We start from the raw sequence: 12129 nt of genomic DNA, 5'->3' as shown, positions 1-12129 counted from the left end.
GCCTTGTATGTGTTATGATGAACACAAGTCATATCAAGGCTCTTTCCAACAAGGAAAGGAGCAGACACCATGAAAGAAAAAAGACGGGATAGCAAAGGACGTATCCTGCATACTGGAGAGAGCCAACGAACAGACGGGAAATACTTATATAAATATGTGGACGCATTTGGAAACACAAAATATGTGTATGCCTGGAGATTGACACCCACAGACCCAACACCAAAGGGAAAACGGGATAAACCCTCACTTCGTGAACTGGAACAGCAGATAAGACGGGATATTGAGGACGGTATCGACAGCACAGGCAAGAAAATGACGCTTTGCCAACTTTACGCCAAACAGAACGCACAGAGGGCAAACGTGAAGAAAAGCACACAGAAACAACGGGAACAACTCATGCGGTTATTAAAAGAGGACAAGTTAGGTGCTAGGAGCATTGACACAATCAAGCTCTCTGACGCTAAGGAATGGGCGTTACGCATGAAAGACAAAGGCTTTTCCTACAATACCATTAACAATTATAAACGCTCATTAAAAGCGTCATTCTATATCGCTATACAAGACGATTGTGTAAGGAAAAATCCCTTTGATTTCAAGTTGAGTGAAGTCCTAGAAAATGATACCAAAGAGAAAGTCGCATTGACAGAAGAACAGGAACAAGCCTTACTGTCATTCATCAAGACGGACAACGTGTATCATAAGTATTACGATGATGTACTGATACTGTTAAAGACAGGACTTCGTATTTCGGAACTGTGCGGACTGACAGTAGCCGATATTGATTTCAAGAATGAGGTTGTGATTATCGACCACCAGTTACTAAAGAGCAAGGAACAGGGCTATTACATTGAAACGCCTAAGACAAAGAGCGGAACTAGGCAAGTGCCATTAAGCAAAGAAACGATACAGGCATTTCAACGGGTTATGAAGAAACGCCCAAAGACAGACCCATTTGTGATAGACGGACGGGGCAACTTCTTATTTGTCAATCCCAAAGGCAAGCCTAAAGTTGCGATTGATTACAGCACTTTATTTGTCCGTATGGTAAAGAAATACAACAAGCACCACATGGACAACCCTTTGCCACATATCACACCGCATACGCTACGCCATACGTTCTGCACAAGACTGGCAAGCAAGAACATGAACCCGAAAGATTTACAGTATATCATGGGGCATTCAAATATCAGTATCACAATGAACTGGTACGCTCATGCGTCCATAGATACCGCAAAATCAGAGGTTCAGCGTCTAATTGCATAGAAGTATTTACCACGATTTTAACCACGATTGACAGGGAAAATATAAGAAGATAAGCCTAGATATGTGAGGTTTACCACAAAGGCAAAATGCCCGTAGAGCCGATAAAATAAGGCTTTGCGGACATTTGAGAAGATATAAAAAGATAGTTAAAAAGACATATATAATTTCATGTAATAACATTATCGTTATTTATGACGGATTTATTTATTACAATCAATTTTTCTGATTGGTCATTATATCCGTCATAATCATTCTGTATGTTGGTCGATATTTCAAATCTATAGTGTTGCCCCATTAGAGATAATGAATCCGTTCCATTGTTTGTATCGTCAGAAAAATCATTAAAAGGCATTTTTGTATATTTTGCCATAATTGATTTCTTATCTAGCATCATATCATCAAAGTATCTTTCAAGCATAAGCACTCTTATTGTTAAATCATATACCTCCGCTGTTTGACTAGCAAACCATACATTGTATTTATTGGTTTGTATATCTGATGACAAAGCGGTGGTTTTGTAGATGTTCATTAAATCATATTCATTGTTTACACTATCAAGCATTTGTATAATTTCTTTTTTGTAGTCCATATTACGCTCTTTATATAAATTCTATGAGGGTGTCTGTAATATAGACACCCTTGCTTTTCTTATGTAGTGGTTATTCTGTTTTTGATATTTTATTTTCATCAAGCTCCATAAGAAGTTTGTAAATATTATCAACTTCCCTATCTATCATTTGTTCCAAAAAACATAGAGCACTATCTAAAGTTTCTGGAGTTGGTTTTACGTCTTCATTTCCTTTTACTGATATTCTTACACATGCTAAATTACTGACAGCAAATTTGATTTCTGATACGGATTCATAAATAGCGTTGTTAATTTCAATTATATCCATGGTTATTTTCTCCTTTTCTTTTCATCGGGAGAATGTTACAATAAACACGCTCCCTTTTAATTAGTGTAGTAACTTGTTATAGGGTTCTGGGCTTTATAGTATTTGCGGTACTATAAGGCCTTTTTTAATACAATCAAAATAAATCACTTCCTTCCCTAAATTTTGTCTATGGCATCAAGTAGGGCATCAATCTCAAAATGAGTATATACGGTTTGTGTAACGCCCTGTCCCTTGTGGCCTACGATTTTCTTTACCATTCTTTCATCAACTCCGGCAGCAGCCAGTAGTGAAATACAGGTGTGTCTGCAATCATGCGGCCTGTGGTTCAAGTGCATTTGATTCATAAATGGTTTCCAGTAACTATCATAATAATTGCGATATTCAAAATGTTTTCCCTCTGGGGTGCTTATGAGGTATTCACAATCATTTTTTGAGTACCAGACATGGAAGAAAGGTAGAATCTTCTGGTTGATAGGTACTTTCCGGATTCCGGCCTGCGTCTTTGAAGCTGTTACGTCAAACCAGCGTTCCGAGAGATTTATATTTTCTTTTTTGAGATCCAACAGCTCCGATACACGAACGCCAGTATATATCAACATGAGAATAACGCTTATATATTCATTAGCATCATTCCATTTCCATACAGTCTGTATTTCCTCGGTGCTGAATGGAGTTCGGCTGATTGCGTTAGGATTCCCAGCTTTTTTTATGTCAATATATTCCACTTTGTTTTTATCAGGCGGAATAATATCATGTATGACAGCCCATTTAAACATCATTCCTACTAATACCTTGTATTTCCGCAAGGTGGGGAAGTTCTTCCCGGAATTGTCAGCTATGTACTGCAGATCATCCAATGTCACATCAACAAAACGCTTCCGGGCGATATCCTGGCATAATAAATAGGATGCGCGGTATCCTTTTGCGTTGCTCTCTGATATTTTGGGAAAGTGTTCATCAGACCAGCGCTCATATACGTCCTCAAAGGTAATCTTTGAATTTTCCAGATCAAAGGGCGATTTATTGTATTCTGCAAGGGCTTCAAGTGCTAAAGATTTTGTTTCATAATAGCCAACCGTTTTCCGCTTTTGCTTCCAAGCTCCGGTTTCTTTATCCTGCTGCCACCGCTCTGTTACGATGGCGCGGTATGGACAGCGGCGTTTACCGGATAATTTATAAACAGAGCCGTAGCCATTGGGTAGTTTCATTTAATCACTCCTTATGTTGCTTTAGATAATTAAGTATGTTTTCAATGGCCTGCAGTGAATATGCTTCTTTTAATATAGAGATAGGAATTGTTTTAGTATGATATCCCCCAGTATTGTTGCAAAGTGATTGATCATATTTTCCAATGGCAACACGCTTTTCACTAATAGAAAGTATCGGGCTATTACTGATTCCATCATTTATAGGAGTATAACGGTTTCCATCAAATTGCATAGGTGTATCAAATCCTGTGTCAAAATATAGGTCTATAGCATCGATAAAACGAGCAAATAATGCGGCATCTTTACTGATGATATAGTTTAGAGTGTTAAAAAGTGTATCTGTATTATTACCTTCTTTGAGCTGAGACAGTGTTTTTATTGCATTATCGGAAAGACCAGTTGTTTTTGAAGCTATGGCTACGTTTCCATCTAAAAATTGAGTATTTACGCTAGAGTCAATGAGCCAATCAACAGAAACATGGAAGAAATTTTTATAAGCAAGCAGTAAAGCCGCATCTATTTTTACTCCCTCAGTGTCAGTCTCAAGTTTTTTGATTTTACTAGAGCTAATATAATAATTACATTTTTCTGAAAGTTCTTTACTTAATTTTTCTTGTGTGAATAATTCACATTTAGGATTTTTATCCCGTCTCCGATCGGATTCTTCTTCACGTAGTTGTTTAAAACGATTTTGGTTCATGTCGAACATCTCCCTTCAAAAACGAACCAAATTAAATAAAGTTCAAAATTCGATAAAAAACGAATTTTTTAGTAAATACGTATCTTTAGTGATACAATCTAAAACAACAACAAACGAACTAAATAATAAAAGTTCGATATTTGTTAATGGCATAATATCACTTGCAAGGGAAAAAGTCAACAACAACATTTTAGAAAGGGGGGTAATTATTATGCGAAATAAAGATGTTAGAGAATATGCCCAGAAAAGAAATGTAAAATTGTGGCAGATAGCAGCAGAATTAAACATCAATGACGGAAATTTCAGTAGAAAACTGAGATATGAACTGTTAGAAGAAACAAAGCAACAGATTTACAAGATCATTGATGAATTGGCAGAGAGCAACAGTTAAGGAGGTGAAATAATGGGAAAATATGTTGACCGCGGTAATGTTCCGGTAGCTGTAGCTGCTAAGGTTTTGAAAATGGATAATCAAACTTTAAGAATGTTGCTTCAAAATAAAATGGTAGATTTTGGAATTGCATACAAGAGACCCGGTTCAAAACAATTCAGCTACATAATTTATGCAGAGCCATTTTATAAATTAACTGGTTACAGATATAAAGAGAGAGAGGAGTGTAATCAATGAAAATAACAAGAGTATCACTAAAGCCGTTAAAGAAGCCATCTATGTTAAATAAATTTAGAGCATGCAATTGTGTATTCTGTGGATTTACTGACAATACGTTCACAATTACTTTTCAGATTAGTGATGATTTGGAAGAAAAAGAGGTTATGCAGGAATTAGTTATTGATTTTTCTAATATACGTTGTCCTAAAGCATATATCTCAAAGCCCTATACTTTCAACAATGCGGAAAGCGAGGATTATGACAACGAAGAAGAAAGCATTAATTAAGAAGCAAAAGAGCCTTATGCAAGAACGAGCTATGTTTGAAAATATGCAAACGGAGCATGGTGATGATGCCGAGTTTTATAGATATTGTCAGCATAATATGGATAGGCTGGAAGAAGAAGCGGACAGGATACGTATTGATTTAGAAATGGGGTGTTGTGAATGACAGATAGTGAAGTATATGAAAGCAATTTGCAGCATTTTAGCATATTTAAGCGGTATGGAGACAAAGCACAATGCAGATGCCCGGCACATGATGACAAGCAAGCATCACTCACAATAACCAGAGGGCGAAAATGTACGTTATTTCATTGCCATGCAGGATGCACGCTTGATAGTGTTCTGTCAGCGGCAGGACTCGAAAAGAACGATACTTTTTACAACACAGAACCACAACACGCTAATTGGAAGATATACGTTGAAAGCAGAGAAAAGCGCAAGATAGAAGCGGTTTATAACTACGTTTCTTGTAACGGTTCTTATGCTTTCACAAAAATCCGACTAGAGGGTAAAAAGATATTATATGGCAGATTAGAAAATAACCGTTTTTCCTACGGACTGCCAAGGGATAAACCTAGAAAGAGTTATAGGGCGATATATGGTGATTTAAACGCTATCCAGAAAGCAGTGCAAACCAGTCAACCGGTATTTGTTCCAGAGGGAGAAAAAGACGTTGATACGCTGATAAAGCAAGGATACATAGCTTTTACATATGGCGGTGTGAATGATTGGCAATCAGAATTTTCAGAGCTGTTAAAGGACGCTGACGTGATAATACTTGCAGATAATGATGAGCCGGGCAGAGCGGTAGCTAATACTATATTAAACGACATTCAACCGGTGACAAAAAGTGTAAAAATCATTGTGCCGGTACCGGATATTCCAAAGGCTGATATATCAGATTATTTCCAAGCAGGACACACTAAGCAGGAATTTGAGCAGCTTATAAATACCGTTACAAGAAACCGTATGGAGGGCAGTGCAGAGCAGCAGAAAGCCCAAAACAAGCCGTTAGAGGATGTGTTGAGAGATTTGCACGCTGAGCAGTTTGAAACGTCGGATAAAGGCTTTGGGCGGCTATTTGCTACAGTATTTAAGGATGTGCACCGGTATAACCCATCACGTCGAGATTTTATGCTATATGACGGCAGCAGGTGGAGAGATGATATTGAGGGACTTGCAGCCAGATCAGCAGCTAAAGACTTGTCAGATGCTCTTGTGAGGTATGCGGTAAGCGTTGATAAAGATGGAAAATATCTGAAAGCAGTGACACCATTATGCAATATACGGAATAGAAATAATATGCTGCAGGACAGCCGGGACGTGTACTATTTCAGCAATGAGCAACTGGATACCGAAGATTATTTACTTAATGTGAAAAATGGAACGTTGGATCTGACTGCGGATAAGCCGGTGTTCATGAGACACAATCCGGACATGCTGCTTTCTAAAATATGTAATGTAAATTATGATCCTGCTGCCATCTGCCCGGAATGGAACAAATTTCTTGAGCAGATCATGCAGGGGGACAAAGAAAAGATTCAGTATTTGCAGAAGATTGCTGGTTTATCATTGACAGGAAATACCCAGGAAGAAACCTGTTTTATTCTGTATGGCAGCTCAACAAGAAATGGAAAGTCTACACTTTGCGAAACATTGATACATCTTTTAGGTGATTACGCCTTAACGATGAAACCGGAGTCATTGGCTGTAAAGCAGAATTTGGACAGCCGGCAGGCTAGTGGAGATATTGCAAGATTAGCCGGATGCAGGTTCTGTAACGCGTCAGAACCGCCTAAAAGAATGTTATTTGACACTGCATTGCTTAAATCCTTGCTTGGACGGGATTCTATCACAGCAAGGCACTTACATCAAAGAGAATTTTCGTTTGTGCCAAAGTTTAAGTTAGTGATTAACACAAACTACCTTCCAACTATTACGGATGATACAGTTTTTGGATCAGGGCGAATCAATGTCATTTCCTTTGACCGACATTTTGAGCCGCATGAGCAGGACAAACATTTAAAGGATAAACTGAAACAGGAAAGCGAATTATCCGGGATTCTGAATTGGTGCATCAAAGGCCTGCAATTATATCGGCAAGAAGGTTTGAAGCCACCAGCAGCCGTACAACAGGCTACAGAGACATATAGAACGGATTCAGACAAGATTGGAAACTTTATAAAGGAATGCCTAACGAAGACCGGGAAAAATAGCTCTGTAAAGACTATTTATGAGGTATACGGCAGATGGTGTGAAGATAATGGCTTTGGGGTAGAAAATAAGGGAAATTTCATGGCAGAGTTGAAAAGCAAAGGAGTCTATGCATCAAGCGGAACAGTAGATGGGAAGACCGTTAAAAATATCGTAAAAGGGTATTCGGTAGAAGCTGAATTTGTTGAGAAGGCAGCAGAGGAACAGACGCCTTTTGATTAGAAAAATCTGGAATGTGCAAATTGTGCAAACTAAATGTAAATTCTCCATAGGGAAACATTAGAATATCTCATGGAAAATACACATTTTGCACAAATCCAGTAAAATCAAGGGTTTCAAGCACTTTAGTAACTAACATTGTGCATTTTTAATGTAAACAATTCAAACGGTTTTCTGTAACGGAGGTATACAGCATGGATTATTTTTCAATGTATCAAGATGTATGGAAATTTCATAAAAAATTCATTAAAGATATTCGTGAAGATCCGAAATTTTGGAAGTCAGTAGTAGATGAAAGCGGTTCTATTTGTGAGAAGTGGAATAATCATAGCTTTATTAAAAATCTGCTTATTGCAGAGCTGAAAGAGTTTGATCGATTATACCGATTGCAGAGAGAAACCGTGGAAGTTGAAGGAAGCACTTGAAAATAGCTTTTACTAAGTCAAGCGCGTAACTTTAACATCATAAAAAGAAAAATATTTTTTTAAAAAATGGGAAATTTTTCCCGGAAAGGATTTTATGGGTAGAAACAATTATCCGCAAGGCTCCCTGGATGAAATTGAACCGGGGGCTGTTCAACGATTGGTAGGGTCATTGCGGGAACTTCATGATAAAGGCCGGCCGGAGTCAGACATGGAAGTTAGAAACCGGATAGACGAATATTTCCAGTTGTGTCAGGATTCGAGTTTAAGGCCAGGCATTGAAACGATGTGTGCTGCGCTACATATCAGCAGAACGACGCTTTTCAATTGGGCGAAGGGGATTAACTGCAGTGACGAGCGAAAAGAAATAGTTGAGAGTGCAAAGGCTTTTATAGCTGCGTATATTGAGCAGGCCATGCTGAGCGGCAAGATTTCACCACCGTCAGGGATTTTTCTCATGAAGAACTGGTTAGGCTATAAAGATACAGTTTCGATTGAAGAAAATATACCCAATACGGATAAAAAGCCAACTTTAACTGCTGACGATCTTCCTAAGTTGGGCGTTATTAATAAAGACAGAACTTGAAAGAATCCGTTCATTTTCGAGCTAATTTAATTTTATAGAAAGTAGGTATAAAAAATGAGAGTGAAAACATATTTAGAAAAAACAATGGTAGAGCTTAAAGCTTACAAAGAAAAAATTGATTCAATTATTCCGGTATATCGGGCTGAAATTAGTGCCCATGAAGTATATCTGAAAAATATGGAAGGAAAATATACTCCAGAGTATATTGCAGAGGAAAGGGAAAAATGGAAGCCTAAAACCGATTATTACGGAATAATCAATACAGAAAGAGAGAAAAGAAAAGCTGCTACCGACTTTTATTTAGAACTGATCCAGAAAAGTCTTGATAAATACTTTAATAGTCCTGTTAGTGCAGAATTTGCAAATAAAGTTACCGCCATTAAAATGATGGGGCTGCAGTTGTCGGATAGAGAGTTTAAGTTACTTCAAAATTCAGCGAATACATATATGGAGCGGAGGTTATTGAGTCAGCTTGCAAAAAGCAGAACTGTAAGTGAAGCGAGAACTGTGCTTGATCCGGAAAAAGCAAAAACAAACTATAACGTGTCTGAAGCACTTGAAAATAAGCAGATTGAAGTAAGTAAGCCATATTGGGGAGTTGAAGTTCCGGACATTGAAAAAGTATATAGTGCGTTTCAAAATGTGAAAAACAATGTTAATACCGTTTTTAGAGGGTATTGTGGCAGTAATATGGAGCTTAAGGAAATCGTTGGATGCGATGGAAATAACATTGGAGCAATAGTGGATGCAACTCATTCTTTGAATTGTTTTGATTTAGAGAAAGGAAGCTATAAGGAATTTTTAGAGATTATGGAAAAAGCAGCGGAAGTTTTGCCGTCGGCAAGGGTGAAAACAGCACTGACAGAATCAGAACGAAAGTTTATTGACGCGCTTATTCCTGCTGCTGATTATGAAAAATATCCTACATTAGCCAGAAAAAGAGCGGTAGAGTTAGCGAGAGCCAGTGCAGAAGTTGCAAGCTTGCTTATGTTCGATGGCCGGTATAAGGAAGATGTAGAAAAGGCATTGAATGAGTAGAAGATTTAACTAGAGCAAATATCTTGTTGTAAAGTAACGGAATAAGGAATGGTTACAAGGGGGCAGCATCTAGCTGCTCCCTTAATAGTATTAAAAATAATGTTATGTATAAAAGTATCAAAACTGATTGACAACAACAAGAATAATATATACAATGGAAGTATCAAAAATAATGAACGTCAAAATAAATACTTTTATTGGAGATGAAAACAATGTGTGTATATGGGTATTGTAGAATTAGCACAAAGCAGCAAAGCATTGAACGGCAGATAAGGAATATAAAGTCCTGTTATCCCGATGCGGTTATTGTAACGGAGATATATACGGGAACCCGGCAGGATAGGCCGGAATGGAATAAATTGCATAAACGGGTAAAAGTAGGGGATAGCATTGTATTTGATAGCGTGTCTCGAATGAGCAGAAATGCAGAAGAAGGTTTTAATCTGTATGATGAGTTATATAATAAGAATATAGAGCTTGTATTCTTAAAAGAGCCTCATATAAACACGAGTACATATAAGAAAGCGTTACAGAATAACATATCGCTTACAGGAACCAATGTAGATTATATCCTGGAGGGTGTTAATAAGTATCTTATGGCCTTAGCAAAAGAACAGATTCGGATAGCCTTTGAACAGTCAGAGAAAGAAGTACAGGATCTGCATCAGCGTACAAAAGAGGGAATTGAGACAGCGCGTTTGAATGGCAAGCAAATAGGTCAGAAGCAGGGCGCAAAGCTCATAACAAAGAAATCAATTGAAGCAAAGAAACAGATCGTGAAACATTGCAAGGATTTTGATGGGAGTTTGTCTGATATAGATTGTATGAAACTGACAGGATTAGCAAGGAATACTTATTATAAATATAAAAAAGAATTAAAACAGGAAGGACAGAGTTAAACAGACTCTGTCTTTTTATTATAGGTGGGAGGGGGTCTGACAGATCAGCGAAAACCGCCCTACTTAGTCCCTCAAATTTCCACAAAAAATAAAAAAGGATGTCAGTTAAAAAAGAATTGTTTGTATAGAAAGAGTACATATAATGATGGTTGTGAAAAGTATATGGTGTTCTTTCGTAACACACAAGTAGCACACAAAAAGGCTAAAAGCGTGAGAAAACTGGGGTTTTCAGTTCAGCAAGAGTAATTTGCAATTTTATAAGAATTTTTGTATATGGTAAATAACTCGTCCTCCCGAAAAAGATATGCCAGCCCGAAGGCTGGCACTGAGCTTTACCTTGATTTAGTTTTTCGACAGTGATCCGGCAGTTCTTCAGACCATGGCATTAAAGTTTTTAACACCTCTGTTGGAACATCGTTTCGTGGATACTTCACAAGTTCTGTCAACAGGTAGCAGAAGTACTCGTATGGTTTCAGGCTGTTTGCCTTGGCACTTTCTGCAATACTGTATAAGAGAGCACTCGCTTTGGCTCCTTTTGTAGAATCAATGATATGCCAGGAATGTTTTCCAACGCAGAAAGACTTGATACTACGCTCTGCATCGTTGTTATCCAGCGGAAGAAGCGGATCTTCCAGGAATCTTCGAAGGTATATTTCCTGATTGATCGAATAATTGATTGCTTCTTTTAACTTGGAGCTTGCGTTTGATTTTCCCTGTAATGTTTTCAGCCACGCAAAATAGGCATCGACAAGAGGCTTTACAGAGCGCTGTCTGTTATCTAATCTCTCTTTTGCCGATGATTCTTTATACATGTTGTCCAAATGATACATCGCGTCAATCCGTTTGACTGCTTCAGCAGCAACTGCCTGGCCTGGCGTGAGCGGCGTATTCTTCTTCACAGCTTTTATGATCTCTGTGAATTTACGTCTTGCATGAGCATAACATCCGGCCACCTGGATCCTATCACTTTTTTTCATAAGCGTATGATACGGCTGGTAACCATCGGTTACGAGTGTCCCTTGATATCCGGATAGATATTTTTCCAGGACTTCGCCGCTTCTGCCACCCAGATATTCATATAGGAAGAGTGGATGGGTATCGCTTCCACCAGGAGAATGGAACACCCACATATATTCCTTGCTGTGCTGAGGCATGATAAATGGTGTTTCATCACAATGGATATGGTGGGATTCCATAATCTCTGCTTTCATCAGATCATGAACCGGCTGCAGATAATACTCACTGAGACGGATCATCCATCCTGCCATATCCTGCCGCGGAATGTTGACATCATTTCGAAGGAATTCTTCAGAAAGACGGTTCAAAGGTACCGCATTTACATACTTTGCATTAAACACGGCAGCTGCCAGTTCCGGGGTAAGAATACTATGTGCCAGCAGACGTTCCGGTGCTTTTGCACGCAGAAAACTGCCGCAATCAGAATTCCCGGCATATACTTTGATATGATGTTCCAATACTTTAAATCTGGCTGGAATATACTGAAGTTCTTTATATACTTCATCTTCCATAGGATGCCATCCTTTTGGAAAGTGTTCCCGTAATTCGTCTTCGGAACAATCGTGGTTGATCACTTCAACTTCGATGTCCTGAAGATTCAGGTCACGTTTTCCTTTGGTTCTCTTTCTGCGGACAACGACTTTTTCAATGTCAGGTTCATCAGGAATACCGTTTTCTACAAGTGCCTCTGCTTCATTCAGGACACACATGTTTTCAAGAGAAAACGACAGTTGTCCCATAACCTGTTTGTCAGTTTCCGTTCTTTTTCCAAA

General features: G+C 38.3%; 15 protein-coding genes. 10 read left to right on the top strand and 5 right to left on the bottom strand.

Annotated features, from left to right (window positions below; translation table 11 throughout):
* Nucleotides 1-69: 69 nt before the first annotated feature.
* A complete protein-coding gene (locus tag ACZMB2_RS10455) occupies nt 70-1263 on the top strand; it encodes a site-specific integrase (protein WP_009274732.1) in 1194 nt (397 codons plus the stop codon).
* Nucleotides 1264-1429: 166 nt separating this feature from the next.
* Here ACZMB2_RS10455 and ACZMB2_RS10450 read toward each other — a convergent pair whose 3' ends face one another.
* From ACZMB2_RS10450 to ACZMB2_RS10435, 4 genes are all read right to left on the bottom strand, one after another.
* Nucleotides 1430-1852 (bottom strand): hypothetical protein, encoded by a 423-nt coding sequence (locus tag ACZMB2_RS10450; protein WP_487596720.1) that lies wholly within the window; start codon nt 1850-1852, stop codon nt 1430-1432.
* Nucleotides 1853-1922: 70 nt separating this feature from the next.
* The gene (locus ACZMB2_RS10445; RefSeq protein WP_487596719.1) at nt 1923-2159 is read right to left on the bottom strand and encodes a hypothetical protein; all 237 of its coding nucleotides are present in this window, start codon (nt 2157-2159) and stop codon (nt 1923-1925) included.
* Between the two features lie 155 nt (nt 2160-2314).
* Nucleotides 2315-3367, bottom strand: coding sequence for a tyrosine-type recombinase/integrase (locus ACZMB2_RS10440; protein WP_487596718.1), 1053 nt, complete (start codon nt 3365-3367; stop codon nt 2315-2317).
* Between the two features lie 4 nt (nt 3368-3371).
* On the bottom strand, nt 3372-4067 hold the full coding sequence (locus tag ACZMB2_RS10435) for a hypothetical protein (protein ID WP_487596717.1): 696 nt from the start codon (nt 4065-4067) through the stop codon (nt 3372-3374).
* A gap of 211 nt (nt 4068-4278) precedes the next feature.
* Between ACZMB2_RS10435 and ACZMB2_RS10430 the strand changes: the two genes are divergently transcribed.
* From ACZMB2_RS10430 to ACZMB2_RS10390, 9 genes are all read left to right on the top strand, one after another.
* The gene (locus ACZMB2_RS10430; protein ID WP_487596716.1) at nt 4279-4458 is read left to right on the top strand and encodes a hypothetical protein; all 180 of its coding nucleotides are present in this window, start codon (nt 4279-4281) and stop codon (nt 4456-4458) included.
* Nucleotides 4459-4470: 12 nt separating this feature from the next.
* Nucleotides 4471-4695 (top strand): hypothetical protein, encoded by a 225-nt coding sequence (locus ACZMB2_RS10425; RefSeq protein WP_487596715.1) that lies wholly within the window; start codon nt 4471-4473, stop codon nt 4693-4695.
* A complete protein-coding gene (locus ACZMB2_RS10420; RefSeq protein WP_487596714.1) occupies nt 4692-4964 on the top strand; it encodes a hypothetical protein in 273 nt (90 codons plus the stop codon). The genes ACZMB2_RS10425 and ACZMB2_RS10420 overlap by 4 nt, the downstream gene beginning before the upstream one ends.
* Entirely contained in the window at nt 4936-5127 is a 192-nt protein-coding gene (locus tag ACZMB2_RS10415; protein ID WP_487596713.1) for a hypothetical protein, read from the top strand. Before ACZMB2_RS10420 ends, ACZMB2_RS10415 begins: the two co-directional genes overlap by 29 nt.
* Entirely contained in the window at nt 5124-7397 is a 2274-nt protein-coding gene (locus tag ACZMB2_RS10410) for a phage/plasmid primase, P4 family (protein ID WP_487596712.1), read from the top strand. Before ACZMB2_RS10415 ends, ACZMB2_RS10410 begins: the two co-directional genes overlap by 4 nt.
* 191 nt (nt 7398-7588) lie before the next feature.
* A complete protein-coding gene (locus ACZMB2_RS10405) occupies nt 7589-7819 on the top strand; it encodes a hypothetical protein (RefSeq protein WP_487596711.1) in 231 nt (76 codons plus the stop codon).
* Nucleotides 7820-7913: 94 nt separating this feature from the next.
* Nucleotides 7914-8402 carry a hypothetical protein gene (locus ACZMB2_RS10400; RefSeq protein ID WP_487596710.1) on the top strand — a complete coding sequence of 163 codons (489 nt, stop codon included), beginning with the start codon at nt 7914-7916 and terminating at the stop codon, nt 8400-8402.
* A 54-nt stretch (nt 8403-8456) separates the two neighbouring features.
* The gene (locus ACZMB2_RS10395; protein ID WP_487596709.1) at nt 8457-9440 is read left to right on the top strand and encodes a hypothetical protein; all 984 of its coding nucleotides are present in this window, start codon (nt 8457-8459) and stop codon (nt 9438-9440) included.
* Nucleotides 9441-9643: 203 nt separating this feature from the next.
* Nucleotides 9644-10339: a recombinase family protein gene (locus ACZMB2_RS10390; protein ID WP_487596708.1), complete on the top strand. Its 696-nt coding sequence runs from the start codon at nt 9644-9646 to the stop codon at nt 10337-10339.
* Nucleotides 10340-10671: 332 nt separating this feature from the next.
* Here the strand turns inward: ACZMB2_RS10390 and tnpC are convergent.
* A partial coding sequence (gene tnpC / locus ACZMB2_RS10385) for an IS66 family transposase (protein WP_487596707.1) occupies nt 10672-12129 on the bottom strand: 1458 nt, incomplete at its 5' end.

The sequence above is a fragment of the Hominiventricola sp. genome, assembly GCF_057604405.1.
Note: the sequence above shows the minus strand (reverse complement) of the source record. Positions and strands in the feature narration are given on the sequence as shown.

What these genes read in the sequence shown, in the direction of transcription:
- ACZMB2_RS10455 (WP_009274732.1), top strand. Translation starts at nt 70, where the DNA reads ATGAAAGAAAAAAGACGGGATAGCAAAGGACGTATCCTGCATACTGGA.
- ACZMB2_RS10450 (WP_487596720.1), bottom strand. Translation starts at nt 1,852, where the DNA reads ATGGACTACAAAAAAGAAATTATACAAATGCTTGATAGTGTAAACAAT.
- ACZMB2_RS10445 (WP_487596719.1), bottom strand. Translation starts at nt 2,159, where the DNA reads ATGGATATAATTGAAATTAACAACGCTATTTATGAATCCGTATCAGAA.
- ACZMB2_RS10440 (WP_487596718.1), bottom strand. Translation starts at nt 3,367, where the DNA reads ATGAAACTACCCAATGGCTACGGCTCTGTTTATAAATTATCCGGTAAA.
- ACZMB2_RS10435 (WP_487596717.1), bottom strand. Translation starts at nt 4,067, where the DNA reads ATGAACCAAAATCGTTTTAAACAACTACGTGAAGAAGAATCCGATCGG.
- ACZMB2_RS10430 (WP_487596716.1), top strand. Translation starts at nt 4,279, where the DNA reads ATGCGAAATAAAGATGTTAGAGAATATGCCCAGAAAAGAAATGTAAAA.
- ACZMB2_RS10425 (WP_487596715.1), top strand. Translation starts at nt 4,471, where the DNA reads ATGGGAAAATATGTTGACCGCGGTAATGTTCCGGTAGCTGTAGCTGCT.
- ACZMB2_RS10420 (WP_487596714.1), top strand. Translation starts at nt 4,692, where the DNA reads ATGAAAATAACAAGAGTATCACTAAAGCCGTTAAAGAAGCCATCTATG.
- ACZMB2_RS10415 (WP_487596713.1), top strand. Translation starts at nt 4,936, where the DNA reads ATGACAACGAAGAAGAAAGCATTAATTAAGAAGCAAAAGAGCCTTATG.
- ACZMB2_RS10410 (WP_487596712.1), top strand. Translation starts at nt 5,124, where the DNA reads ATGACAGATAGTGAAGTATATGAAAGCAATTTGCAGCATTTTAGCATA.
- ACZMB2_RS10405 (WP_487596711.1), top strand. Translation starts at nt 7,589, where the DNA reads ATGGATTATTTTTCAATGTATCAAGATGTATGGAAATTTCATAAAAAA.
- ACZMB2_RS10400 (WP_487596710.1), top strand. Translation starts at nt 7,914, where the DNA reads ATGGGTAGAAACAATTATCCGCAAGGCTCCCTGGATGAAATTGAACCG.
- ACZMB2_RS10395 (WP_487596709.1), top strand. Translation starts at nt 8,457, where the DNA reads ATGAGAGTGAAAACATATTTAGAAAAAACAATGGTAGAGCTTAAAGCT.
- ACZMB2_RS10390 (WP_487596708.1), top strand. Translation starts at nt 9,644, where the DNA reads ATGAAAACAATGTGTGTATATGGGTATTGTAGAATTAGCACAAAGCAG.